Here is a 26296-nt window from a genome sequence, read left to right on the forward strand (position 1 = left end):
AGCCAAAAAAAGGGCGGCGCCAAGCACCGCCCTCCCACTTTCGGGGAAGTGTCCTAGTGCTCGGTGGCTTTACCCGCACCGCGCGGAACACGAATAGAATCCACCAGTCCGCGCACTTCCACCGGCGGCGCATCGGTCACTCGCGACACCGCGATGGCCACCGCAAAGTTCAACAGCATGCCGATGACGCCGATCCCTTCGGGCGAAATGCCGAACAGCCAGTTGGCGGCGACATTGCTTTCCGGTGCAACCAGTTTGAAATAGGCAATATAGCTGAACGTGAAAAGCAACCCCGTCACCATCCCGGCAATCGCCCCTTCCTTGTTCATGGCTTTCGAAAAAATGCCCATGAAAATGGCCGGGAACAGGGACGCCGCCGCCAGCCCAAAGGCAAAGGCGACAACCTGTGCCACCCAGCCGGGCGGATAAATGCCAAGATAACCGGCGACCACGATCGCTGCGGTGGCCGCGATCCTTGCCGCCATCAACTCGCCTTTCTCGGTAATTTGCGGCCGGAAGGTGTTCTTGAGCAGATCGTGGCTGATCGATGCCGAGATGACCAGCAACAGACCGGCCGCCGTGGACAGGGCCGCAGCGAGACCGCCGGCCGCGACCAGGGCGATGACCCAGCCTGGCAAATTGGCGATCTCCGGATTGGCGAGAACCATGATGTCGCGATCGACATAGATTTCATTCGCGCTGTCCGGATTGGGGGTGTTGGCCAGCAACCGCTCGCCACTCGCACCGGTTTCGCCGGTAAATTCGGGTTTGCCGGCAAAGGCGTCACCCGCGCGATAGTCCATCTTGCCGTCGCCATTCTTGTCGGTCCAGGCGATCAGGTCATTGCTTTCCCAATTTTTGAACCATTCCGGCGTTTCGGAATAGGAGGTATCATTGACCGTCTCGATGAAATTGATCCGGGCAAAGGCACCAACCGCGGGTGCCGTGGTGTAGAGCAGGGCGATGAAGATCAGGGCCCAGCCTGCCGATTTGCGCGCATCTGACGCCTTGGGAACTGTGAAGAACCGGACGATGACATGCGGCAGGCCAGCGGTGCCGATCATCAGCGCCGCGGTGATGCAGAAAACGTCGATCATCGACTTCGAACCATCGGTATAGGGCCCGAATCCGAGATCCTGCAGCACCAGATCGAGTTTCTGGAGCACATATAGGCCGGACCCGTCATTGACGGTGGATCCCAGTCCCAGTTGCGGGATCGGGTTGCCGGTGACCAGAAAGCTGATGAAAAAGGCCGGGACCATATAGGCAAAGATCAGCACGCAATATTGCGCGACCTGCGTATAGGTAATGCCTTTCATGCCGCCAAGCACGGCATAGACGAAGACGATCGCCATGCCGATTATGACACCGAGATCGATCGGCACATCGAGAAAACGGGAAAAGACAATCCCGACGCCGCGCATCTGTCCGGCAATATAGGTGAAGCTGATAAAAATCAGACAGATCACTGCGACGACCCGCGCGGTTTTGGAATAATAGCGGGTGCCGATAAAATCGGGAACGGTAAATTGTCCGAATTTCCGCAAATAGGGCGCCAGCAACAAAGCCAGCATCACATAGCCGCCGGTCCAACCCATCAGATAGACCGATCCGTCATAGCCGGAAAAGGCGATAATGCCGGCCATCGAAATGAAACTGGCGGCCGACATCCAGTCCGCTGCGGTCGCCATGCCGTTGACCACAGGATTGACACCGCCGCCAGCGACGTAGAATTCCTTTGTGGAGCCGGCGCGCGACCAGATCGCGATTCCGATATAGAGCGCGAAGGACAAGCCGACGAAAACGTAAATCAGTGTTTGGGTATCCATGTCAGCCTCCCTCAGTCGTCGAGATCATGTTCGCGTTCGATCGTCTTCATTCGCATCGTGTAATAGAAAATCAGCACGACGAAGATGTAGATCGAACCCTGCTGGGCAAACCAGAAGCCGAGCGGATAGCCGCCCACCGAAAACTGATCGAGAAAGTCCCGGAACAAGATGCCGGCGCCGAAGGAAACGAAAAACCAGATCGCCATGAGCGACCATAAAAGCTTCAGATTTTTGGACCAATAGGCCTGCTCGTTGGCGCTTGTATCCTGTTCTGCATCGGCCGGTTCCTCGCTCTCGGCGGATCGTTCTTCCGTGTTTTCAGACATTATCTTCTCCCCGTTCGTCGTCGTTTGACCATGCATTTAGGCAAGGCGTGAGAATTGGCCAGCTTTTGCCATAGCTTTGCACGCTAGTTTGGTCCCACGATTTTCATAGACCGACTTTGGTCTAATAGCTTTATCTAATATGCTACAGCCACTTAACCCGATCGGAAAAACGGCAACCGGCAAAAATCTCCACGGGATTAACCTTTTGGCAACTATGATCGTTAATAAGCACGAGGACATAGGCCGTGGGACCTGCCAGCAATTTCTTGCCTTTTGAGGAGCCCACTCGCTATGCCAAAATCCGTTCAGGCCCGGGACATTGAATCCCTTCTCGATCACGCCCCGGAAACCACCGAAATCCTGTCGCTCGATTGTTTCGACACGCTGATCTGGCGGAATGTCAACAAGCCGGTGGACGTTTTCAATGACCTGAGTTTGCCGGGTGGCAGCATGTATCTGCGCGTGGCCGCCGAACAGCGCGCGCGCAAGGCGCTGGCGCTCCAGAAAAACAAGAATGAAGTCACCATCGACGATATCTACGCCAATCTGTTTCAGGGTGTGGAAAATAATGACAATAGCCGGTTTGTGCGGGACGAACTGGACGCCGAAGCACGCCACTGTTTCGCCTTTGACCCGGTGTGCAAACTGATTGCCGATGCCAAGCGGCGAGGCCTGACGGTTATCATCGTGTCCGACACCTATTTGTCGGAGCCGCAGCTGCGGGCGCTGATTACCGCTGCAGCCGGGCAGGCGGTGATCGACCAGATTGATCATATCTACTGCTCCTGCGACTATGGAAGCAACAAGGCGAGCGGGTTGTTTCGCAATGTCCTGGCTGATCTTGGCCGGTCGCCAAAAACGATCATGCATCTCGGGGACAATTTTATCGCTGACTGCGAAGCGCCGGAAAAGCTGGGCATTTGCGGCGTGCACTTCGAACAGTTTGATGCCGATGCCGAAGAACGGCTGCGTCTGGAAGCGGTCGCTTCGGTGATGCTCGAAAAGGACAGCCGCCGCGGTGCCCCCATTTTCCAGCCGCAGCGCGCGCAAATTTCGTTGCGCAGCGAAGACGATCCGCTTTTCCGGTTCGGGCATGACGTGCTTGGCCCCATCATGCAGGGCTTTGCAAAGTGGATTGCGGAAGAGTCCGACGCGGTCGCCGCCGCTACCGGGAAAACCCCGAAACTGCTGTTCCTGCTGCGCGATGGTTTTCTGCCGGCCCAGGCTTTTGCAGCGGCCTATCCCGAGCGTGTCGATCAGATCGAAATGGTCGAAATCAGCCGTTTCACCGCCAATGCCGCCAGCTTCACCACCAGAGAGGCGATCGAAGCCTATCTGATCGGGGAAGCGACAAACAACAAGAAGGACGCCTATTCCCAACAACGCCAGGCGGCCTATTGCCGGCAGCTACTGTTTACCAAGCCGGAAACGGCGAAGCTGTCCCGGATTGCCAAACCCGATGCCTTTATTCGCGAAATCCTGAAATCCAAAAATGTTGCCAAGATCGCGGCGCGGGCGACGAAATGTGGCAAACAGCTGTTCGCGCATCTCGAAGCCAATGGTGTGCATCAGGGCGATACCGTGATGCTCGTGGACCTGGGCTATAATGGATCGGCGCAAAACGCGATTGAGCCGATCTTGCGCGCCGGCATGAATCTGACCGTCGCCGGGCGCTATTTGTTGCTGCGCGAGCAGGTGCTGACGGACTTTGACAAGCGCGGCATGATCGACAAACGCCACTATGATACCGGCGCGCTGACCGCGCTGTGTGAATCGATTGCGGTGATGGAACAGCTCTGCACCCTGACCCAGGGGTCTGTTGTCGGTTACGATGACGCGGGCAATCCCGAGCGCGACAAGGCCGATATCAAAGGCAGCCAGAACGCGGCGCGCGATGCCGCGCAGCAAGCCTGTATCCTGTATATGAAGCGCCATGGCGATGGCTGGGCGACGACCCCGGCATCCTGGGATGGCGATTGCGCTCGCCGGATGGCTGCGGCGTCGCTGGCGCGGCTGTTGTTCCTGCCGGTCGACAGCGAAGTCGCGATATTCGACAATTTTGATCATGATGTGAACATGGGCACCGGCGACATGATCAAGCTGTTTGATCCTGAAGCCGCCGCCACCGGCCTGCGCCGCCGCGGGCTATTTTATTCCAAGAATATCACCCGGATGTATCTGCCCGGCGAATTGAAGCAGCAGGGTATGCAGGCACTGCTGCCAACCTTTGCCAGCCGCCGTTTCGGGCTCGAGCTGGTGCAGAAGGATTTTCAGGGTGCGCCGATCACATTGCCGGTCACGCTGGCCAATGAAACCGACCATATGCAGATCGAGATCGATGCCTTTCCAACCAATGAGGGCTATTATCAGGCGCTGATACCGGCCGGGACCGGCGGGTTCACGATCGCGATCATGATCGGTCAGATTTGTGACTGGCTGCAAGTTGATGATGTCAGTTTCCATGGCGTCGACGATTTCATGAAAAAGAAAATTGACGATGACTCGCAAGCTGCGGAAACCTTGTTCGAAGCGATGACCGAAATGGCGCCGGGTCTGCACCAATGTGCCACGCCGGAAGCCTTTGTGTTCATTCCGCCCCCGGCGCAGCAGACGGCGGATGCGATGATGCTCAATTTCGTTTTCCGCCCGACAGTGTTGCGCGACGGACAGACGGCCAAGCTCAGACAGGTCGCTTGAAACGCGCCTTTGTGAACCCTGCTGTCAGGGCGCGAGAACGGTATCCTGCGCTTCGGGCAGCTTGTCTGGATAGTCGGTGATATAGTGCAGGCCGCGGCTCTCTTTGCGGGCCAGGGCGGACTGAACGATCAGATCGGCAACCTCGATCAGATTGCGCAATTCGATAAGGTCCTGCGTGACCCGGAAATTGCCATAATATTCTTCGACTTCACCGCGCAGCAAGGCGATCCGGTTCTGCGCGCGCTCGAGCCGTTTGGTGGTCCGGACGATGCCGACATAATTCCACATGAACCGCCGGATTTCGGTCCAGGTCTGCTTGATAACAACCTCTTCGTCGCTGTCGGTGACCCGGCTTTCATCCCACGGCCGCACGGCCGGTGGTTCCGGGAGTTCATCCCATCGTTCGACTATGTCGCGGGCCGCGGCATCGCCAAATACGAAACATTCCAGCAAACTGTTCGACGCCAGGCGATTGGCGCCGTGCAGCCCGCTTTCGCTGGCTTCGCCGACGGCATAGAGACCGGGCAAATCGGTGCGGCCGGCCAGATCGATCAGGATGCCGCCACAGGTATAATGCTGGGCAGGCACCACGGGTATCGGCTCCCTGGTCATGTCGATGCCGAGGCCGATTAGCTTGTCATAGATATTGGGGAAGTGATCGCGCACAAATTCCGGATCGCGGTGGGAAATGTCGAGATGGACATAATCCAGACCCAGCCGCTTGATCTCGTGATCATTGGCGCGGGCGACAATATCGCGCGGCGCCAGCTCGAGCCGTTCGGGATCAAAGCGCTGCATGAATCGCTCGCCGCCCTCGTCGACATTGCCGTTTTTCAGCGGGGGCAGTTTAAGATGCCCGCCTTCGCCGCGCACCGCCTCGGTGATCAGGAAATTTTTGACTTCGAGATTATACAGGCAAGTCGGATGGAATTGCATCATTTCCATATTGGAAACGCGCGCGCCCGCCCGCCAGGCCATCGCTATGCCATCGCCGGTGGCACCGCGCGGTGCGGTTGAGAACAGATAGGTTCTGCCAGCGCCGCCGCTCGCCATGATCGTCGCGCGGGAGATCAGGGTCTCGACATGGCCAGTGGCATTGTTGAGCGCGTAGACGCCCCAGACATTTTTTGCGCCGCTGGGCGTTTCGGTGTGCCGGTTGACGATCAGGTCAATCGCCACCATATGCGGTTGCAGGGTTATATTCGGGTGTGCCGTCGCGGTTTTCTGCAACGCCTCCTGGACCGCCCAGCCGGTTGCGTCATCAACATGCACGATCCGGCGGTGGCTATGTCCGCCTTCGCGGGTGAGATGGAGAACCTCCGCTTCCTTGTTGAACGGAACCCCCATCTCGACCAGCCGCTCGATCGCCGCCGGTGCATTTTCAACCACAAATTCTACCGTTTCCCGCCGGTTCAGTCCGGCACCGGCCACCATCGTGTCATTGATATGATTCTCGAACGTATCACCGGCGTCGAGTACCGCCGCGATGCCGCCCTGGGCCCAGGCGGTAGATCCGCTAGCCAGTTCGCCTTTGGCGAGCACCAGAACCTTGTGGGTCCGGGCCAGGGTGATCGCGGCGCTCAGGCCAGCGGCGCCGGAGCCGACAATGATAACGTCAAAATCGCTCATGCCGCTTTGCGCGTCAGGTTCAGGAAGACGTCTTCGAGATCCGCTTCCCGGGTGGTGACGTCGACAATTTCATAGCCCCGCTTTTGCACCGCGCGCATCACCCCGCCGGCATTGGTGTGATCCTTGTTATAAGTGATCGCAACCGTCCGTGAGCCGATGATGTCTGCTTTCAGGAACAGGGCATCGGTAAAGGTTGCGGCGTCGGTATCCTCGGACAGATCACGGTCAAGCGTCAGCTCAACCAGTTTTTCCCGCGCCATATTGACCAGCTCGGGCGTGGTCTTGAGCGCGATCAGCTTGCCATGATTGATGATCGCGATCCGGTCACAGAGATTTTCCGCTTCTTCGAGATAATGGGTGGTCAGAACAATCGTGACGCCGGAGCGGTTCAGTTGCTCGACATATTCCCAAAGCTGCTGCCGCAGTTCAATGTCGACGCCCGCCGTGGGCTCATCCAGCACCAGTATCGGTGGGGAATGGACCATTGCCTTGGCGACCAGCAAGCGGCGTTTCATGCCCCCGGACAGCGTTCGGGAATAGGCATCGGCCTTGTCTTCGAGATGGACCGCGCGGAGCAATTCCATCGTCCTGCGCTGCGATTTTTTGATGCCGTAGAGTCCGGCCACCACTTCAAGCGATTCTGATGGGGTGAAAAACGGATCGAACATGATCTCCTGCGGAACAATACCGATCGATGCCTTGGCGTTGCGGTGATCCTGATCAATATCAAAACCCCAGATACTGGCAGTGCCGCCGCTCTTTGAAACCATGCCGGAGAGGATATTGATCAAGGTTGATTTGCCCGCGCCATTGGGGCCGAGCAATCCGAAAATCTCGCCGCGCTGCACATCGAACGTCACATCATCCAGGGCTTTTTTGCCCCCGGCATAGGTTTTGCTGAGATTGCGAATGGCGATGGCTGCTTCTGTCATGGCCACCGCATAAACCCGTTGCGCGCGGAATCAAAGCCTTTGATCGCGGGTCTCGTCGGTTGCGGTTCATGGTTAACCAAATTTGACCACGGCCTTAAACATATATTTGCGTTCATTGGGGTAATACAGCCGTGTGAAACGGTGTGGGGACCAGAAACGGATGCGAAAATCCGCCTATGCGCGTGCAGTCTTGCTGCTTGCGCCCTTGTCCTGTCTGACGCCTTTTTCTCCGGTTCTTGCGCAAACATCCAATGGTGATGCACGGGTGACAATCAATCAGGGCCTGAGTGTCGTTAAAAATAGCGATCTCGATTTTGGCGATTTCGTGCCTGGCACAACCCGGAGCGTGTTTCGGTTGAATCCGAACAGCGGCGCGCTGACTCAGCGCAATGGCAACGCGATAGCCATTGGTGGAACACCAACCGCGGCCTCGTTTACCGCCAGCGGTACACCGGGGCTGCGTGTCCGGATTACCAGCAATCAGAACGAGATATTCATCGTCCGCGACGGGGGAACCGAAACGATGAGGATCAACCGCTTTCGTTTTGATGGCGGCCGCAACCGGTTTCTCAATGCCGGCGGGGAAGTGACTTATCGGGTCGGCGGTCAGATCAGGGTGGGGCCCAATCAGGCAGCCGGCACCTATCGTGGGGCGTTTAATGTAACGATCGATTATTTCTAGATGCCGGATCATGGTTAATTCCGGTTAACCATGAAGACCACCGGCATGATTAAAGTTTTATGGGTAGTGAGTAGAGTATGAAGACCAGAGACCAGATAATTCCGCGCCTGATTGGCGGCCTGATGGCGGTGCTTGTCGTGATGACCGCCGCCCCGGCTGCCTTTGCTCAGGATGCCAACGCGGATGCCCGTGCCATCACGCTGGCGCCGTTGTCCTTGGTGAATGTCACCGATCTTGAATTCGGCACGCTGATTCCCGGCACCACTGGCGGCACCGCGACGGTGAACGCGTTTACCGGCGGACGGACCACCACTGGCGGGGTTATCGGCGGTCTGAATGACAGTTCAGCGGCCAGGTTCGTCACCTATGGCGGCCCGTTGCAGTTTATCTTTGTGACCCGCGGACCGTTGCCAGTACTGGTCCGGGATGGCGGGAGCGAAACGATGAATGTCAGCGGCCTGACCCTTGATGGTGCAACCTTCCGGTTTCTCAACACCGCCGGTGTGGTCGATCTGAATGTCGGTGGCACGTTGCAGGTTGGTGCCAACCAGGAACCAGGCACTTATCGCGGTACATTCGATATTACGGTCACCTACTTCTGAAGCAAAAAACGCTTCGTGCATGACGTTAGGCCATTGCGCAGCCGGAGCAGCGTTGCTAATCGGCCTGCATGACTGATGCGACCGACATAGTGAGAACCACCAAGACCCGAAATGCCTGCGATGGTGCTTCCGAGATTCCCGGTGGTGCGGCTTTGGGCCACCCCCGCGTCTGGCTGGAAATTGACGAAAAAGGCTATGTCGATTGTGGCTATTGCGATCGGCGGTTCATTCTGATCGGGGGGCCGGCGGACAGCCCGGTGGATCCTGGCGAAAGCGAATAATCCGCTTTTGGGGGTGTGCGGCCCCGATTTCGTTTCTATATAAGCTGCATGACCCAGAATATTGACCCACGTTCGTTTCTCTATCGTCCAGATGGATTGGATCCCGAGCGCGCCAAGGCGCTCACCGCACAGTCGCTAACGGCTTGCGATGACGGGGAATTATACCTGCAATATAGCGCGGTCGAAAGTTTCGGCTTTGACGATGGGCGTTTGAAAACCGCAGATTACAGCACCGATAGCGGTTTTGGCCTGCGCGGTGTCTCTGGCGAAATGACCGGATTCTCCCACAGCAACGAGATTAGCGAGGCGGCGATCAAGCGCGCGGCCCAGACGCTGCAACTGCTCGATCCGGCCAAGGGCGAACCGGCACCGCCGCCGCGCGGATCGAACCAGCATCTTTATGGCGCGGCCAATCCGCTTGAAACCATCCCGTTCGCGCAGAAAGTCGCCTTGTGCCAGAAGATCGATGAAGCCGCCCGGGCGCGGGATCCCCGCGTTGCGCAGGTTTCCGTCGGCTTGTCCGGCAGCTGGAGCGTGGTCGAAATTGTCCGCCCCGATGGCTTTGTCGCCACCGATGTCCGGCCGCTTGTCCGGCTCAATGTGTCGATCGTCGCCGAGCAGAATGGCCGCCGCGAAACCGGCAGCTTCGGCATGGGCGGGCGCTATCTTTACGACCAGCTCTTCGAAGAAGGCCGCTGGAATCGCGCGATTGATGAAGCGCTGGCGCAAGCGCTGGTCAATCTCGAAAGCGTCGACGCGCCGGCGGGTGAGCAGACCGTTCTGCTCGGGCCCGGCTGGCCTGGAATCATTTTGCACGAGGCAATCGGGCATGGTCTTGAAGGCGATTTCAACCGCAAGGGCACGAGCGCCTTTTCCGGCCGGATCGGCGAACGTGTTGCGGCACCGGGCGTGACCGTGGTCGACGACGGGTCAATCGACGAACGCCGCGGTTCGCTCAGCATTGATGATGAAGGCACGCCGACCCAGGAAAATGTCCTGATCGAGGATGGAATCCTGAAATGCTATATGCAGGACCGGCTCAATGCGCGGCTCATGGGCGTGCCCGCGACCGGCAATGGCCGCCGAGAATCCTATGCCCATGCCCCGATGCCGCGGATGACCAACACTTTCATGCGGGGCGGCAAGGACGATCCGGATGAATTGATGAGCCGCGTGAAGAACGGCATTTACGCGAAAAGTTTCGGTGGCGGACAGGTTGATATTGTCTCGGGCAAGTTCGTCTTTTCCTGCACCGAAGCCTATAAAATTGAAAATGGCAAGCTCGGCGCGCCAATCAAAGGCGCAACGCTGATCGGCGATGGTCCGACCGCGCTGACCAAAGTGACCGGCATCGGCAATGACATGGCGCTCGACGAAGGCATTGGCGTGTGCGGCAAGGGCGGCCAGTCGGTTCCTGCCGGTGTCGGCCAGCCAACCTTGCTGGTTGATGGCCTGACTGTCGGGGGAACCGCCGCCTGATGACGGAGCCATGGCCGAACGCGGTTATCCGCTTCTGGTTTGAAACATTGGCGCCGGATGACTGGTTCGGTTCCAGTACGGCTGTTGACGAGCAGATCACCGAACATTTTGAAGAACTTTGGCACGAGCAAAAGTCTAACGTCGCCAAGGATTTTTGTGCCGATCCCGAAACCGCACTTGCTGCCATCATCCTGTTCGACCAGTTTTCCCGCAACATGTTCCGCGACACCGCGCAAGCGTTCGCGACAGATCATCTCGCGCTGCAAATTGCGCAACGGGCGGTGGATCAGGAACTGGACGAAGCGCTGACTCCCACGCAGCGGACTTTTGTCTATATGCCCTTCATGCATAGCGAAGATCTGGAAGACCAGACCCGTTCGCTTGGTCTGTTCACGGCGCTTGGCGGTGACGAAAATATCAAATTTGCCAAAGCCCACCGCGATGTCATCGTAAAGTTCGGGCGGTTCCCGCATCGCAACGCCGTGCTTGGGCGCGAGACCCGGCCGGACGAACAGGCCGCGATTGATGCCGGTGCAAAATGGTAAGGACTATCTGATGGAAGCCCTGCGACAAACCTGGGCCGCGTTGCGCTGCTGGCCGGAATCGAAGCACTGGACGATGACCCTGCGTACCGGTCTGCCCACGCTGGCGCTGGTCGCGCTTGCCGGTTTTCTCGGCGGCTGGCTCGAGTGGAACCCGATGACCGCGCCAATGGCGATAATGACCGCCGCGCTGCTGTTGCTGCTGGTGCCGGCCTTGCTCGAAGAATGTGTTTTTCGCGGTGTGTTGCTGTCCTGGTCCAATCGGTGGAGCCCGCGCTGGGGCGCCTGGATATCCACTTTGCTGTTTGTCGCCTGGCACCCGCTACAGGCGCTGACATTGGGCCCACCCTGGGCGGCCCTGTTCCTCCATCCGACCTTCTGGCTAGCAACCTTGATATTGGGGATCGTGCTGGCGCATGTGCGGATTGTTTCGCGGTCGCTATGGCCGGCCATATTCCTCCACTGGATCGCTGTTCTGATCTGGAAATCTCTGTTAGGAGGGCCTTTCTACGGCGCATGATGCGCGATCCGACGGGAGTTTGACCAATGGCCGAATTTTTTGACGCTCTAAATGATGATCACGCGGCATTCATTGCCAAGCAGCCGGTTTTCTTTGTTGCGACAGCGGCGGCGGATGGCCGGATCAATCTTTCTCCCAAAGGCTATGATGTCTTTCGGATCCTCGGACCGAAACGGGTCGCTTATCTCGACCTTGGCGGATCCGGCAATGAAACCCACGCCCATATGGTGGCCGACGGGCGGGTTACGATCATGTTCAACAATTTTGCCAATCCCGCGCTGATCATGCGGCTCTATGGCACGGGCAAGCCGGTGCTGCCGCAGGACGCGGGTTGGGCGGAGCTGTCGGGCCATTTCGACATATTGCCGGGCACCCGCCAGATTTTCGATATTGCGGTCGATAGCTTGCAGACCAGCTGCGGCTGGGGTGTCCCGCATATGGAATTGAAGCAGGAAAGGCCGACCCTCTTGAAGGCGCATCGTCAGTCCGATCCGGATCAATGGGTCGAGAAAATGGCCGGTCGGGTCGAGAGTATTGACGGTCTGCCAACCCGGCCCACCGATCGTTATCTGGGTGGTGAATAGACGCTGATGAGCCTGGTAGAACTGTCTCGCCATATGCATGGCTTTGAAGCCGAGATTATCCGCGGACGGCTGGAAGCGGCGGGTATCGGGGCGGTGTGTTTTGACAGCGGCGTCAATATTGTCGAAGGGGCCGGTATTGCGCTGCCCGCGCGGGTGATGGTGCTGACGGAAGATCTCGACGAGGCGCGGGCGATATTGGCGGAAGATGTATCCTTATGATCGGGCAGGGCGGACGCAACACGGGAATCGCGGCATGAAAATATCCTTGGCATTGGGCGGCGGCGCTGGTCTCGGCTGGACTCATATCGGCGTGCTCCGCGCGATCGAGGAGTCGCCGCTGGACATTGCCGCGATTGCCGGCACGTCCATTGGCGCGATTGCTGGTGCGAGCTATGCGGCGGGTAAACTGGATTATCTCGAGGAAACCGCGCGGACCGCCAGCATGCGAACGATGCTGCGGTTCATGGATCCGCATTTCAAGCGTGGCGCAGTGATGGGCGCCCGGACGATCGAGAAAGAACTCGACGCCCAGCTCGGAGAACTCAATTTCGAAGACTTGTCCATTCCGGTCGCCGCAGTCGCTGCAGACCTGCGCAGCGGCGATACGATCATCATGAAAAACGGCAAGCTGGTGCCCGCGATCCGCGCGTCCATGTCGCTGCCCGGCATTTTCAAGCCGGTGGATTATGAGGGGCGTTTGCTGGTCGACGGCGGAACCGCCTTGCCGGTGCCGGTATCGCCGGCGCGGGCATTGGCCCCGGATGTACTCTGCCTGTCGGTGAACCTGCAGGATGATTTCATAAGCCGCGCGGAAATGGCGGGCATTGGTCGCACCGACGGCAAGGCCCCAAACAGCATTGCCATTGTCAAAGCCTCGGTTGGCCTGTCGCTGCGCAATCTCGGACGCTATTCGCTCGCGCTTGATCCCCCGGATTTCGCGCTGTCGCCGCCGGTTGGCCATATCGATATGCAGAATTTCACCAAGGCCGATGAGCTGATCGCCATTGGCCGGCGCGAGACCGAGGCAATCATCCCTGAAATCCTCGCCAAGCTCGAACAGGGTGCTGCCTAAAAATTAGGCAACGGTGCTGCATTGCACAATATTTACTCTTTCTTAAGACGGTGCGATTCCATTTTCCTGATTGAATCCAATAGCTTGTGATTCTGGCATAGGCTTTGCGATGTTTCTCCCTGGAAACCAAAACAGGGGGCGTAATGAAATTCATCATAGCCATAATTAAACCGTTCAAGCTCGACGATGTGCGCAACGCACTCACGGAAGTGGGCGTGGCCGGTATGACCGTGTCGGAAGTTAAGGGCTTCGGTCGGCAAAAAGGGCAAACCGAAGTGTATCGCGGGGCCGAATATACCACCAATATGGTGCCGAAAGTGAAGCTGGAAATTGCCTGTGGCAGCGATGTCGCGGCGCAGGCGGTGGAAGCCATTCAACAGGCGGCCGGCACGGAATCAATCGGTGACGGCAAAATCTTCATCATGGGTCTGGAAGACGCCGTGCGCATTCGCACCGGCGAAACCGGCGATACAGCGATTTAATCGGGGGAAGCAGAATAATGAAACGCCTTTTAACAGTATCAGCGGGATTGGCGGCTTTGTCGCTGGCATCCCCTGCTTTCGCGCAGGAAGCGGCAGAAGTCACCGATCCAAGCGCGAACACCGCCTATATTTTCAACACGCTTCTCTTCATGATTGGCGGTTTTCTCGTCATGTGGATGGCCGCTGGCTTTGCGATGCTCGAAGCCGGTCTGGTGCGGTCCAAAAATGTTTCGATGCAATGCCTCAAGAATATCGGACTCTATTCGATTGCCGGCATCATGTTCTGGGTCACCGGCTATAATCTGATGTACACCGACGTGGCCAGCTGGATTGGCACATTCGGTCCCTATGCCATGCAGGCGGTTGGCGAATCCGATGTCGATACCGGGTATTCGGTGGCCTCCGACTGGTTCTTCCAGATGGTCTTCTGCGCCACGACCGCCTCGATTGTGTCCGGCACCGTCGCCGAGCGCGTCAAGATCTGGCCTTTCCTGATCTTTGTCGCGGTTCTGACCGGTTTCATCTACCCGATTACGGGCAGCTGGGAATGGGGTGCAGGCTGGTTGGATCAACGCGGCTTTAGCGACTTTGCCGGATCGACGCTGGTCCACTCTGTCGGCGGCTGGGCAGCCCTGACCGGTGCCCTGATCATCGGTCCCCGTCTCGGACGTTATGCCAATGGTCGGGTGACCGTGATGCCGGGTTCGAGCATTCCACTGGCGACCCTCGGGACGTTCATCCTGTGGCTCGGCTGGTTCGGTTTCAATGGCGCGTCACAGCTCGCCATGGGTACGATTGGTGATGTGGGTGATGTGTCGAAGATTTTCGTCAACACCAACATGGCCGCAGCCGGCGGTGTCGTTGTCGCGATCATCCTGACCCAGATCCTCTACAAGAAGATCGATGTCACGATGGCCTTGAACGGCGCGCTGGCTGGCCTGGTTTCGATCACGGCCGAACCACTGGCCCCCAATGTGCTGCAGTCGATCATCATCGGCGGGATTGGCGGCGCGATCGTCGTGTTCGCGGTTCCGATGCTCGACAAGCTGAAGATTGATGACGTTGTCGGTGCCATTCCGGTTCACTTGCTGGCCGGTATCTGGGGCACGTTGATCGTCGCCTGGAACACCCAGTCGGAAGTCGATGGCGTCACCATGAGCGTTGGTGCCCAGCTCGGCGTCCAGGCGCTCGGTGTGGTAGCCATCGGTGCCTTTACCGTGGTGACCAGCGCGATCGTCTGGTCGATCCTGAAATTTACCATTGGCGTCCGTCCTTCGGAAGAAGACGAGCGGACCGGCATGGACATCGTCGAAGTCGGTGTCGAGGCCTATCCCGAGTTCGCCAAAGGATAATCAGTTTGGTGCCGGCCTTCCTCTCCCAATAAGGGTCGGCACCTCAATTTGTTCCTCCTGAGAACAACAACTTTATGGCCGGTGGTGGAAACACCCCGGCCTTTTTTTGTCTGTAAGATAGGGGTTAGGCGAGATCGGCCTTGATAAAGTCTGCGGCCCGTTCCCCGATCATGATGCTGGGGGCATTGGTGTTGCCACTGATAATTTCCGGCATGATCGACGCGTCGGCGACATACAGCCCCTCCAGCCCCTTGAACTTGAGCCGCGGATCGACAACCGCCTGATCATCGCTGCCCATCCGGCAGGTGCCGACCGGGTGATAGACGGTATCCGCGCGATCCCGAGATCAGCGCATCGAGCGCATCATCATCGCTCATGTCGATCGGATGGCGATCGGTCGGTTTGAAGTCCGTGAGCGGCGGCGATTCCATGATCCGCTGCATATGGCGGACGCCTTTGCGCAGCGTGGCAATGTCGCGGTCGTCGTCGAGGAAATTCGGATCAATGGCTGGCGGTGCGGTCGGATCATCGGAATGAAGACGCACCGTGCCCTCGCTATGCGGTCGCAGCACACAGGCATGACAGCTGAAGCCATGGCCCTTGACCTTTTCGCGGCCATGATCTTCGAGCATGGCGGGGACGAAATGATATTGGATATCCGGCGCAGGCAGGTCCGGATCGGAGCTCCAGAAGCCGCCAGCCTCGGCATAGGGAGACGTCATGATGCCGGTGCGCTTCATGCGATGTTCGATGATCGCCTTGCCCATCCGCACGGTGCCGGTGAGCGAGTCCCCGATCAGCTCTTTGGACTCTGTTTTATAGCCGGACACGAAATCAATATGATCCTTGAGATGGGCGCCGACATCGGGTTTGTCGACGGCCACATCCACGCCCTTTTCGCGCAGATGTTCTCCGGCGCCAATACCGGACAATTGCAGGATATGCGGGGATCCGAATGCACCGGCAGACAACACCACAGCGCCACGTGCCGACAGCGTCTCACTCTTGCGGCCGCGCTGGATTTGCACCCCGGTCACACGGCCATCCTTGATCACCAGCTTCTCGACTAGCGATTTGGTGCGGATATCGAGATTGGCGCGGCTGCGTCCCGGCTCGACATAGGCCCGCGCGGCAGACCAGCGTTCCCCGCCTTTCTGGGTCACCTGGTAAATGCCGATACCTTCCTGCTCGGCGCCGTTGAAATCATCGCGGATCGGGATTTGCAGATTGCGGGCGGCCTCGACAAAGGCAACGCTGCCGGGGTTCAGCCATTTCTGGTCGGAGACGGACAGCGGCCCGTCGCCACCATGATAGGCATCACCGCCGCGCTCATTGCTTTCGGACCGTTTGAAATAGGGCAGGACATCATCATAGCTCCAGCCATCGCAGCCCAGCGCCGCCCAATTGTCATAGTCCCACTTGTTGCCGCGTATATAGACCATCGCGTTGATTGCACTCGACCCGCCGAGGCCCCGCCCGCGCGGCTGGTAACCGGTGCGTCCGTTCAGGCCCTTTTGTGGGACGGTATCAAATTGCCAGTTGGCGTTCTTGAGCAGAAACGGCATCATGCCCGGTGTCTTGACGAGGAAATTATTGTTGTTTCCACCCGCTTCGATCAGACAGACCGAGCGTTTGCCATCCTCGCTCAGCCGTCCGGCGATGGCGCTTCCGGCGGATCCGCCACCGATGACGATGATGTCATATTCTGCCACGATATTCTCTCCTGTTGTGCCCAGCGTTCCTTTATGGTTTCGCTGCTGTCCCGGGAACCGTCATGGCTCCAGCCTGGCGGTTTGATAAGATAATTTAACTTGTAGCGCCACGGCGCCGACCACAGATCCTTAGCCATGCCGACCCATTCGTGAAAGGCGGCCCAAAGGACATTATAGCTGTCGAGATTCTTGATGATCCCATAGCGGATTTGCTCTTGCTCGGTTTCCGGCTCGAACGTCCCGAACATCTTGTCCCAGATGATGAAAATACCGGCATAATTGCGATCGAGATAGCGCGGATTGGTGGCATGATGGACGCGGTGATGCGATGGGGTGTTCATCACCGCCTCGAACCAGCGCGGCATCTTGTCAATCGCTTCGGTGTGGATCCAATATTGATAGAGCAGGTTCACGCCGCCGGCAAAGGCGACCATGGCGGGATGAAAACCGAACCAGAACATCGGCAGGCTGAAGATCCAGGTCAGCGCGAATGTGCTAGTCCAGGGCTGGCGCAGCGCGGTCCCGAGATTATAAAATTCGCTGCTGTGATGATTGACATGCGCCGCCCACACCCAGCGGATCCGGTGCGCGCCGCGGTGGAATATATAATAGAAGAAATCATCGACAAAAAAGACCAGAACCCAGGCCCACCAGGCGGTTAGCGGAATGTCGAAAATCCGATATTGATAGATGAAAAAGCTCGCGGCAACCGCAATTCCGCCAGTCAATATGCCGGCAAAGACGCTACCCAGTCCCAGCGTCAGCGATGTTGCCATGTCCTTCACGTCATAGCGAATATGATCGCGATAGCGGCTCGCAAAAAACTCGAGCGCAACCGTGATCACGAAAAACGGAATCGCATAATGGGTCGGGTCGGGCAGGCTTTCCATGGCTCCTCTATTTACATGACTGTCAGTTGCTGTCGAGTGGCGTTTTTGCGCATCGCGTTTACTGACGCTGTCCGGATCATCATTCCAATATTATCGGTTTGACCCGCTTTGATACGACCTTAAAGCCGTCTGCGCTGGCAAACACACCACCTTCACCTGGCATATCCTCGTCGAGGATATGCCATTCCACTACAGGCATGGGAATTTGCACATATTCGCCAGCAAAACCGGTCAGTGCCTTTTGCTTCAGCCGGTTATACCGTTCGAGATTTTTCATCGTCGCCGCGTCCAGGTCCGCTCTTCCGCTGGAGGAAAGGGTGATCATGCCGCCATAAGTGCCGTCTGGAAGGAACAACGCAGCGACTTGCACCCGTCCGCCGATGCCCTCTCGCCAGGCGCGGGAGGGATAGCTGTTGTTCGATCTCAAAGTGCGGCGCGGACCGAATTTTTGGGCCAGGAGATTGTGATCGCGGGTTTCTTGAAATCGGCGAGCCTGTCCTCAGCCCGCCTGCCGGTGCCCGCATGGGGATTGCCGGTTGTTTGAATCTGCTGGCTCCGGGTCCGCAACGCCGCATCCGGACTCTGGGCCATCAGGCGGACTATCTCACCGAAAACCCGCGGTGCTGTTTGCCGGTCGGTCGGAGAAATTGCGCGATGCACGAAAGGCGAATACCAGCCCATCAGCGCTCGGGCCGCCCTCAGGTCATCATCGTCGCGGTTTCTTCTGGCCCGCTGTTCGGCCACCCGAATCCGATAGCCGAACCGGGAGGAACCCGATACCAGCTCGGTCGCTTTCTCCAGATCGTAAAGGGGGGAGACCGGATCGATCAAATGGCGGATCAGCAGATCGTCTCTCAACGTATTGCGTCTCGGTTCCTTCTCCCGCAGGACCGCCTCCGCCGCCCATCGCCAATTGTCACCGGTGATCAGCAGGGTTTCGATTTCCTCGCTCGTCCAGAGATCCGGCACTGCCTCGGCGCCCACTATCGCCTTGAGGAACAACAGGCCTTGCAGCTCTTTGGCCCGCTGCTCGCTCAGCTTTTCGCGATAGTGGGACAGCAATTTGCCATAGTCATGCGGGCGAATGTCGCGCCGGATCGGATCGCCGACATGGCGGTCGAGAATCCGGTAGGAAAAGGCGACATTTTGGGCGCAGCCATAGCGACCGTGGAGAAATGCAACGATGAAATCATGAACCCGCTCATCGGAATATTTGCGCCGCTCGACCCGCGCCAGGAAGGATTCGGGGCGGGCCAGCGCCTTCGTGCATATCTCTGAAAAATCATTAGGTTTCTCGGGTTCCACAACGGTGATCGCAATCGGCACCGCCTCTGTCGGCGCGCCAGAAACGGCCATCACAACCGAGACCGTAGCCGCCATTGCGATACGGATCTTCAATCCCGAAAGCGCCGGCAATTCTCGCGCTGGCAAGCGGCTAGCTATTGCCCGCCGGCCAGGGCTTCGACCATCGCCCGGATCGGTGTGATGTCATAACCGGCATTGCCAGCCAGCCGCGCGATTTCATCGGGGGCGACGCCTTTCTTGGCCTGGGCGAGCGACCACAGCAAGGTCGAGCGTGTGCCCGACCGGCAATAGGCGAGGGTCTTGCCGTCTGCACCGGCCAGCGCCTCGATCATGGCATCGACCTGCGGCGCGGAAAAGCCGCTATGGGTGATCGGAATGGCGACATAGTCAATGCCGGCGGCCCTGGCAGCCGCCGCGATATCGGCGCTTTGCGGCGCGTCCGGTTCTTCGCCATCCGGGCGGTTGTTGACGATCAGCGTCACGCCCTCGGCTTTCGCGGCGGCAACATCGTCCAGCGTGATTTGCGGTGAAACGCTGACTTTTTCGGTGATCGTTCGGAACATGGACGGGACTTCCTTCTGGGCGGTTTCCAAGGGTCTATTATCGGCTGGCTGTTGCGTGCAGGCGGTGCAGCCCAGGAGGACAGGGAGTAGCAATATTTTCATCTCAATCCTCCGATTGGTTTGCGGTACAGTCTGTATCATAGGCGATACAGGCCTCAAAGTCAGCCAGAGCGCTTATCGCTTCGCGATTGTCTTCATGCATCGCGCGCAGCCGGCGCAGTTCGGCATCGGTGCCGGCGCAGAGGTCCGTAATCTGCTGATCGAGAAATTTCTGGCGCTCCGGGCTATAGCCAGGTTCACCGCGAAAATGATCGCAGCCCTGGCGCCGGATGATGAACGCGCGGACATCCTGGGGAATGGCGGCGCTGCGGACCGTGCCGAAATTGTCGGTCCACGGCTCAGGGGCAGGCGGCGCGGCGCACCCGGATGCCAACATCAGCGGCAGCATCATACCGGCACCAGGCCTCATACACTCTCTTCCTGTGCTTCGGTAACCTGTTGAATGATAGCGAGAAAGTCTTCACCATATTTTTCCAGCTTGGCCGCACCAATACCCGGCAGTTCGGCGAGCGCGGTCAGGCTGCGCGGCTTGAAGCCGGTCATGTCACGCAGCACGCTGTCGTGAAAAATCACATAAGGCGGCACGCCCTGCGCCTTGGCCAGCTCCATCCGCTTGGACCGCAACGCATCGAACAGCGGGTCGCCAACCGGGTTGGGTGAGGCGCCGCCGCGCCTTTGTTTGCGCACCCGGGCCGGCGGCTCGACGATTGCAACGTCGGTTTCGCCTTTCAGAATCGCCCGCGCCTCGGGCCCGAACATCAATCCGCCATGCTCGGTATTGCGCAGCGCGTCGCGCAGCAGCAGCGAGCGCGAGACCGGTTTGATCAGCGGCGCGTCGTCGCTGCCGACAATATCGAACACCGACAGCTGATCATGGCCGCGCGAGAGTATCTTGTCATCCTGCTTGCCGGTCAGCACCGCCTCGAGATGATTGACCCCGAAGCTCTGTCCGGTGCGATAGACCGCCGAGAGGAACTTCCGCGCCAGTTCGGTGACGTCGCGGGTCTTGGGCGCGTTCAGGCAATTGTCGCAATTGCCGCATTGCGCGGGCGGGTTCTCCCCGAAATGGCGGAGCAGGACCGCCCGGCGACAACCGGCTGTTTCGATCAGCCCGCCAAGCGCCGACAGACGCTGCCGTTCGCTATCGAGGCGATGCTGTTCCACCTCGCCGAGCCGTTGCCGCGCCCGGGCAAAATCCTCGGCGCCCCAGAACATATGGGCTTCGGCCGGATCGCCATCACGCCCGGCGCGGCCGGTTTCCTGATAATAGGCCTCGATCGATTTCGGCAATCCGGCATGAGCCACAAAGCGGACATCCGGCTTGTCGATCCCCATGCCGAAGGCGATCGTGGCCACCATGACCATATCCTCGGAGGCAACAAAATCGGCCTGGTTGCGCTGGCGTTCTTCGGGCGGGAGTCCGGCATGATAGGCCCGCGCGCTCCGGCCCGTCTTGGCGATCTGGGCGGCGATTTTCTCGGTTGCGTTGCGGGTCGGGGCATAGATGATGCCGGAACCGGGCACCCGCGAAATGAGGTCGGACAATTGCCCGGACAGCCCCTTGCGCGGGGTGATGCTGTAGCGAATATTGGGCCGGTCAAAGCCGGCGATGACCAGACCATCCTGCGGGATGCCGAGCTGGACGAGAATATCGTCGCGGGTATGGGCATCGGCGGTGGCGGTCAGGGCGAGGCGGGGAACCGCCGGAAAATGGTCGAGCAGCGGACGGAGCAACCTGTAATCCGGCCGGAAATCATGGCCCCACTCGGACACGCAATGGGCTTCATCGACCGCAAATAGAGCGACTTTGGTTTGCTCCAGCAGATTGCGGAAATGATCGCCGGACGCGCGCTCGGGTGCGGCATAGAGCAGATCCAGTTCGCCGGCTTTCAGGCGGGCGATGGTTTCCGCCTTGTTGTCATCGGCCGAGGTGAGGGTGGCCGCGCGGATACCGACCGCCTCGGCGCTGCGCAGCTGGTCGTGCATCAGGGCGATCAGCGGCGAAATCACCACCACCGTGCCCTCCATTGCGACCGAAGGCAGCTGATAGCAGAGCGACTTGCCGGCACCGGTGGGCATGACCGCCAGGCTGTTCCGGGCGTTCATCACCCGGTCAATCACCTGATCCTGGACGCCGCGAAAGGCGCTAAAGCCAAAGGTGGATTTGAGCAGCGGCAGCAAGGGTTCGGTCATCACTCTGTCCTATCCCCAGTGACGGCGGAACGGAACCGCAAAAGTCGCGATGACCGAAATTGTTTGGCATTATCCGGCCCCGAACCGGATCAGGCATTTTCCATCTGGCGGTCCTCGGCCTGCCGGCGCCACATTTCCGCATAGAGCCCGTCCTTGGCGAGCAGGCTGCGATGATCGCCGCGCTCGGCAATCTGGCCTTGGTCCAGCACGATAATCTCGTCGGCATGGGTGATCGTCGACAGGCGATGGGCAATGATCAGCGTCGTTCGGCGCTCCGATATCTGGGCGAGTGTCGCCTGGATCTCATCTTCCGTCCGGCTGTCCAGCGCCGATGTGGCTTCGTCGAGGATCAGGATCGGCGGATTTTTAAGCAATGTCCGGGCAATCGCCACCCGCTGCTTCTCGCCGCCGGACAGCTTGAGCCCGCGCTCGCCGACCGGCGTATCATAGCCTTCGGGCAGTTTGGCGATAAATTCATCCAGCGCGGCGCCGCGGGCCGCGTCCTCAATCTCGGCCTGGGTCGCGCCATCGCGGCCATAACCGATGTTATAGCCGATCGTGTCGTTAAACAGGACGCTGTCCTGCGGCACGATACCGATCGCGGCGCGCAGGCTGGACTGGGTCACTGTGGCTATATTCTGGCCATCAATGACAATCCCGCCGGACTGCGGATCGTAAAAGCGGAACAGCAACCGCGCGATGGTCGATTTGCCGGCTCCGGACGGACCGACAATCGCCAGCGTCCCGCCGCTGGGTACCGTGAAGCTGAGTTCCTGCAGGATCGTGCGATCCTTTTCATAGGAAAAGCCGACTTTGTCGAAGGCGACTTCCCCGGAAGAGACGGTCAGTTGCGTTGCATCGGGCCGATCGCGCACTTCGGGATCGGTGTCGATCAGCTTGAACATCGCATCCATGTCCACCAGCCCCTGCCGGATTGTGCGATAGACCATGCCGAGCAGATCGAGCGGCCGGAACAATTGCATCAGCAGCGTATTGACCAGCACCAGATCGCCAACCGTCAACAGGCCCTGGCTCCAGCCGTAAACACTATATCCCATCGCCCCGATCATCGTCGCATTGGTGATCAGCGACTGGCCGATATTGAGCAGACCAAGGGAATTTTCCGATTTGACAGCGGCATCCGCCCAGTCCTGCATCGCGCGATTATAGCGGTCGCCCTCGCGTTTTTCGGCGGTAAAATATTTGACCGTTTCATAGTTTAACAGCGCATCGACAGACCGCCCGATGGCGCGAGTGTCCATATCGTTCATCTCGGCGCGCAGCGCGTTGCGCCAGTCGGTGACTTTGCGGGTAAACAGGATATAGATCGCCACCATCGCCACCGTGGCCGCAACCAGTCCGAAGCCGAATTTGATCTGAAAGATCACCAGCACCGCGATCAGCTCGATCATCGTCGGCGCGATATTGAACAGCAGGAAATAGAGCATGATGTCGATGCTCTTGGTGCCGCGTTCAATGACCTTGGTAACCTCGCCGGTGCGCCGGTTGAGATGAAAGCGCAGCGACAACTGGTGGAGATGGTTGAACACATTGGTCGCCAGACGCCGGGCGGCTTCCTGGCCGACTTTTTCAAACACAATATTGCGCATATTGTCGAACATGACCTGGCCGAAACGCGCCAGGCCGTAAGCGGCGACAAAGCTGAGCAGTACGGTCAATGTGGCGACCGTACCCTCGGTCATGCCATCAACGATTGTCTTATAGGCAAAGGGCATCGAGAGAATGGCTGCCTTGGCGCAGAGCACCAGCAGTCCGGCCACGACGATGCGCAGACGCAGGGTCGGCTCGCCCTTCGGCCACAAATAGGGCAGAAAGCGGCGCAAGGTCGGAATCATCGGCGGGTCGATCTGACCCTTGGTGCTGTAATCGGGCGGCATGTCACCGATGTAGGGCCACGCTGCCGGAAAGTCTATCCGCTGCGGACGCCGCTAGAAACTACCGCTGATCGTCAGGCGGTAGATCAGCCCGAATTTGCGACGCCGGTCTTCGACAAAGGCAATCGGGCCATCGCGGCGATCCTCGTAAACCGTCCGGGTAAACCGGTCTACCCGATTGAAAAGATTACCAAGATTGGCGTTCACCGTCAGACCGAAAACATCCTTATGCTCGACAAAGACCCAGGAATAGGGCGCAAGCGTGTCAAAATCCGCGATCTGGTCGAGCCGGATATTGCCAACATCATCGAAATTCTCGATTCCCGCGCCCCAAGCCCAGTCGCTATTGGGGATATCGTGGCGCAGGGAAACCTCATAGCTGTAAATGTCATCGAAACCGATCCGCCGGTTCAGCCCGGTCAACGGATCGCGCACCTGGCTTTCGACATATTCGGCTTCGATATCGATCTTGACCCCGCGCAATCCCAACGGATCGAGCAAAAGACTTGATACCAGTTCGACACCATAGCGATCGGCACTGTCGAGATTGCCCCGCGCTTCGGCGGTGGCCGAGATCGGGACCGTGTCGACAATATCGCTGATCTTTTCTCCAAATAGGGTAAGGGTCGCCGATCCGAAGGCGCCCAATGTCTTGGTGGCTTCCAGCTCGGCGCGCCATTTCTGCGGCGGCACAAGTTGCGGGTTGCCGGAATCGACCACATCGTTGGACACTTCCACCGAGGCGATGAAATCGAAAAAGTTCAACTGGTCGACTTCGCGCGATAGTTTGAAACTGAAATCGAGATCATTGGCCGGCTTCCAGGCGAAGGCAACCGATCCTTTGGGGCGGACGAAAGAGCGGCTGAGATCGCCCTGGCTGATTTCGCTATACTCCCCGCCAAGCGCGGCCTGGATGGTGAGATTATCCGACAGGGGCCGGCCATAGGTGGTTATGAATTCGCCTCTTTTTTCCGTCACCCTGGTATTGGCATTGTCCAGGGCCCGCGGCTGGAACAGGCCGTCCTGGAAAATCGTCAGCTCGGCTTCGCTCTCGAGAAAATTATAAGCCCCTTCGAGACTGACGCCCCAGTCGGTCCCGCCGCCGGTCTTCCATCCATATTCTGCCCGCAAAACGGATTCACCCTCGTCGACCGTGCGGTCAAAGCGATTGCCGATCAATATGGTGGTGCCGTCGGTGAGGGTCTGATTGAATTCATCGATTGTCGGGCTGTGCTCCAGCCGTTGCAGGCCGATCAGTTTGAGCCGACCCCCACCGAGATCAAATTCATAGTCGGCGCTGAATTCGGCGTTCCATTCGCGTTCGGTTCCGACAAAGGGTTCGAGCAGATCCGGTTGACCGGCTTCGGTCCGGATCGTGCGCACTTTCTGGCGAAACCGGTTAAGCCCATATTCTGCGGTGGCGTTGAACACGGAACCGGCTTCGCTGGTCCGGCTATAGGATGCGTTGATCACCGGCCGGTCGCCGCGGACGCGGGCGATTTCATCGCGTTCAAACAGAAGATTGCCAAAGCGATCGGTAATCCGTTCCGGGCCTTGCGCACCGTTGCGAAACGCATCATTTTCAACCGCCAGGGTGAAATCGCCTTTGCCGAGCTTGCCGCTGATCGACGCTTCTCCGGCAAACCAGTTATTGCCCGCCCGGCGCCATTGCGGCCGCCATTTGAAATTGCCGCTGATACCGGTGGATGTGGTGCTGCTGGTGACCAGATTGAGCACTTGCCCCGAGAGACCGGAAATGCTGAGCGTGGCGCCGTCGACAATTTCCACTCGCAACACGGTGCTGGCCGAAATGCGGCCGAGGACGGTGAAGGCGTCATTATTCTTGCCGGCAATGCGCGCGCCGTTGATCAGAACATTTTCATCCGCCTGACCGAGCCCGCGGGCATCGCTGTCGCCGGTGTCGATGGTGAAACCGGGGACTTGCCGGACAATGTCGAGGGCGGTTCTGGGGTTGAATCGCCCAAATTGCACGACATCATAGATTTGCCGATCATTTTCCGTCCGCGGTTCGAGACTGGTCGCACTGCCATTATCCTCTTGCGCCCATGCCGCGGTCGGCATGGCTGCCGATGCCAGCAAGCTTCCCGCAAAGACAAGGGACAACCCCCAATTCCCGTTTTTCAAATTATCCCCCCGCCGGATCTGCTCACGTTTGTGTAATCTATTTATCTGGAACGGCTGCTATGGGCAGTTGGTTTCAGCCGAAACCAGCTTTCGATAAACTACATCTGTAGTCGGACCAACAGCTTTGCCGAACGCAATCTCGATCATAACCGCTTCAGTCTTAAGGTTTGTTTGAAAACAGGAACCACGCACCCGCCCCGTTGGCCAGGGTATAGATGCCATAGAAGATCACCGAACTGATCATGCCCATATTGGCAAAGATCAGTGCCGCCGCGAGCATGATAAATTCCAATATATAGCTGCCATAAGGCCCCAGAAATTTGGAGAAACTGCCGCGCGCCTCGGTGATCATCGGATGATTGCTGTCCATCATCGCCTTGTGCATCGCGAAATTGCCGATGCCGCAGATAAAGATGATGAAAACCAGCATGTTTATCCTATAGGATGTCTTGCAGCCATTGTCAGGGACGCCGCGCGATAAATTGTGATGGTGGTTTTCAGGTGACAGTGAACCCGCTGGAGGA

Annotated in this window: 25 protein-coding genes and 1 pseudogene; 12 read left to right on the plus strand and 14 right to left on the minus strand. The window is 58.5% G+C overall.

Annotated features, from left to right (window positions below; genetic code table 11):
- Nucleotides 1–53: 53 nt before the first annotated feature.
- Both ACZ1GS_RS04440 and ACZ1GS_RS04445 read right to left on the minus strand, forming a co-directional pair.
- On the minus strand, nt 54–1829 hold the full coding sequence (locus tag ACZ1GS_RS04440; protein ID WP_472697282.1) for a sodium:solute symporter family protein: 1776 nt from the start codon (nt 1827–1829) through the stop codon (nt 54–56).
- 11 nt (nt 1830–1840) lie between these two features.
- Nucleotides 1841–2155, minus strand: coding sequence for a DUF4212 domain-containing protein (locus ACZ1GS_RS04445; RefSeq protein ID WP_472697283.1), 315 nt, complete (start codon nt 2153–2155; stop codon nt 1841–1843).
- Nucleotides 2156–2446: 291 nt separating this feature from the next.
- Between ACZ1GS_RS04445 and ACZ1GS_RS04450 the strand changes: the two genes are divergently transcribed.
- Nucleotides 2447–4852, plus strand: coding sequence for an HAD family hydrolase (locus tag ACZ1GS_RS04450; RefSeq protein ID WP_472697284.1), 2406 nt, complete (start codon nt 2447–2449; stop codon nt 4850–4852).
- Between the two features lie 24 nt (nt 4853–4876).
- Here the strand turns inward: ACZ1GS_RS04450 and nadB are convergent, their stop codons facing one another.
- Complete coding sequence (nadB, locus tag ACZ1GS_RS04455; RefSeq protein WP_472697285.1) at nt 4877–6481, minus strand: L-aspartate oxidase; 1605 nt, start codon at nt 6479–6481, stop codon at nt 4877–4879.
- Nucleotides 6478–7413, minus strand: a complete 936-nt coding sequence (locus ACZ1GS_RS04460) for an ABC transporter ATP-binding protein (RefSeq protein WP_472697286.1) — start codon at nt 7411–7413, stop codon at nt 6478–6480. Before ACZ1GS_RS04460 ends, nadB begins: the two co-directional genes overlap by 4 nt.
- Before the next feature lie 160 nt (nt 7414–7573).
- On the opposite strand from ACZ1GS_RS04460, the gene ACZ1GS_RS04465 reads away from it, so the two are divergent.
- The 11 genes from ACZ1GS_RS04465 to amt all read left to right on the plus strand — a co-directional run bounded on the left by ACZ1GS_RS04465 (nt 7574) and on the right by amt (nt 15009).
- Nucleotides 7574–8095, plus strand: a complete 522-nt coding sequence (locus ACZ1GS_RS04465) for a DUF4402 domain-containing protein (RefSeq protein WP_472697287.1) — start codon at nt 7574–7576, stop codon at nt 8093–8095.
- Nucleotides 8096–8172: 77 nt separating this feature from the next.
- On the plus strand, nt 8173–8697 hold the full coding sequence (locus tag ACZ1GS_RS04470) for a DUF4402 domain-containing protein (RefSeq protein ID WP_472697288.1): 525 nt from the start codon (nt 8173–8175) through the stop codon (nt 8695–8697).
- Between the two features lie 68 nt (nt 8698–8765).
- The gene (locus ACZ1GS_RS04475) at nt 8766–8978 is read left to right on the plus strand and encodes a zinc-finger domain-containing protein (RefSeq protein WP_472697289.1); all 213 of its coding nucleotides are present in this window, start codon (nt 8766–8768) and stop codon (nt 8976–8978) included.
- 48 nt (nt 8979–9026) lie between these two features.
- Nucleotides 9027–10457: a metalloprotease TldD gene (gene tldD, locus ACZ1GS_RS04480; protein ID WP_472697290.1), complete on the plus strand. Its 1431-nt coding sequence runs from the start codon at nt 9027–9029 to the stop codon at nt 10455–10457.
- Entirely contained in the window at nt 10457–11002 is a 546-nt protein-coding gene (locus tag ACZ1GS_RS04485) for a DUF924 family protein (protein ID WP_472697291.1), read from the plus strand. The genes tldD and ACZ1GS_RS04485 overlap by 1 nt, the downstream gene beginning before the upstream one ends.
- A complete protein-coding gene (locus ACZ1GS_RS04490; protein ID WP_472697292.1) occupies nt 10983–11519 on the plus strand; it encodes a CPBP family glutamic-type intramembrane protease in 537 nt (178 codons plus the stop codon). The genes ACZ1GS_RS04485 and ACZ1GS_RS04490 overlap by 20 nt, the downstream gene beginning before the upstream one ends.
- A gap of 26 nt (nt 11520–11545) precedes the next feature.
- Nucleotides 11546–12103, plus strand: a complete 558-nt coding sequence (locus ACZ1GS_RS04495) for a pyridoxamine 5'-phosphate oxidase family protein (RefSeq protein WP_472697293.1) — start codon at nt 11546–11548, stop codon at nt 12101–12103.
- Nucleotides 12104–12109: 6 nt separating this feature from the next.
- The gene (locus ACZ1GS_RS04500) at nt 12110–12322 is read left to right on the plus strand and encodes a putative signal transducing protein (RefSeq protein WP_472697294.1); all 213 of its coding nucleotides are present in this window, start codon (nt 12110–12112) and stop codon (nt 12320–12322) included.
- A gap of 34 nt (nt 12323–12356) precedes the next feature.
- Complete coding sequence (locus ACZ1GS_RS04505; protein ID WP_472697295.1) at nt 12357–13175, plus strand: patatin-like phospholipase family protein; 819 nt, start codon at nt 12357–12359, stop codon at nt 13173–13175.
- Between the two features lie 143 nt (nt 13176–13318).
- Nucleotides 13319–13657 carry a P-II family nitrogen regulator gene (locus ACZ1GS_RS04510; protein ID WP_472697296.1) on the plus strand — a complete coding sequence of 113 codons (339 nt, stop codon included), beginning with the start codon at nt 13319–13321 and terminating at the stop codon, nt 13655–13657.
- 17 nt (nt 13658–13674) lie between these two features.
- Nucleotides 13675–15009, plus strand: a complete 1335-nt coding sequence (gene amt, locus ACZ1GS_RS04515) for an ammonium transporter (protein ID WP_472697297.1) — start codon at nt 13675–13677, stop codon at nt 15007–15009.
- Nucleotides 15010–15133: 124 nt separating this feature from the next.
- Here amt and ACZ1GS_RS04520 read toward each other — a convergent pair.
- From ACZ1GS_RS04520 to ACZ1GS_RS04565, 10 genes and pseudogenes are all read right to left on the minus strand, one after another.
- Nucleotides 15134–16721 (minus strand): annotated as a pseudogene (locus ACZ1GS_RS04520) (GMC family oxidoreductase).
- Entirely contained in the window at nt 16655–17611 is a 957-nt protein-coding gene (locus ACZ1GS_RS04525; protein WP_472697298.1) for a sterol desaturase family protein, read from the minus strand. Before ACZ1GS_RS04525 ends, ACZ1GS_RS04520 begins: the two are co-directional and overlap by 67 nt.
- Before the next feature lie 79 nt (nt 17612–17690).
- Entirely contained in the window at nt 17691–18038 is a 348-nt protein-coding gene (locus ACZ1GS_RS04530) for a TonB family protein (RefSeq protein WP_472697299.1), read from the minus strand.
- Nucleotides 18035–19042 (minus strand): hypothetical protein, encoded by a 1008-nt coding sequence (locus ACZ1GS_RS04535; protein ID WP_472697300.1) that lies wholly within the window; start codon nt 19040–19042, stop codon nt 18035–18037. Before ACZ1GS_RS04535 ends, ACZ1GS_RS04530 begins: the two co-directional genes overlap by 4 nt.
- Nucleotides 19043–19050: 8 nt before the next feature.
- On the minus strand, nt 19051–19479 hold the full coding sequence (locus ACZ1GS_RS04540) for a protein tyrosine phosphatase family protein (RefSeq protein WP_472697301.1): 429 nt from the start codon (nt 19477–19479) through the stop codon (nt 19051–19053).
- Nucleotides 19480–19582: 103 nt separating this feature from the next.
- Nucleotides 19583–19948 (minus strand): hypothetical protein, encoded by a 366-nt coding sequence (locus ACZ1GS_RS04545; protein ID WP_472697302.1) that lies wholly within the window; start codon nt 19946–19948, stop codon nt 19583–19585.
- A complete protein-coding gene (gene recQ / locus ACZ1GS_RS04550) occupies nt 19945–21732 on the minus strand; it encodes a DNA helicase RecQ (protein WP_472697303.1) in 1788 nt (595 codons plus the stop codon). The genes ACZ1GS_RS04545 and recQ overlap by 4 nt, the downstream gene beginning before the upstream one ends.
- A gap of 89 nt (nt 21733–21821) precedes the next feature.
- The gene (locus ACZ1GS_RS04555) at nt 21822–23630 is read right to left on the minus strand and encodes an ABCB family ABC transporter ATP-binding protein/permease (RefSeq protein ID WP_472697304.1); all 1809 of its coding nucleotides are present in this window, start codon (nt 23628–23630) and stop codon (nt 21822–21824) included.
- Nucleotides 23631–23681: 51 nt separating this feature from the next.
- Nucleotides 23682–25751, minus strand: a complete 2070-nt coding sequence (locus tag ACZ1GS_RS04560; protein ID WP_472697305.1) for a TonB-dependent receptor plug domain-containing protein — start codon at nt 25749–25751, stop codon at nt 23682–23684.
- A 181-nt stretch (nt 25752–25932) separates the two neighbouring features.
- Nucleotides 25933–26202, minus strand: a complete 270-nt coding sequence (locus ACZ1GS_RS04565) for a hypothetical protein (protein ID WP_472697306.1) — start codon at nt 26200–26202, stop codon at nt 25933–25935.
- Nucleotides 26203–26296 lie beyond the last annotated feature (94 nt).

It is taken from the genome of Parasphingorhabdus sp. W113 (assembly GCF_055693205.1).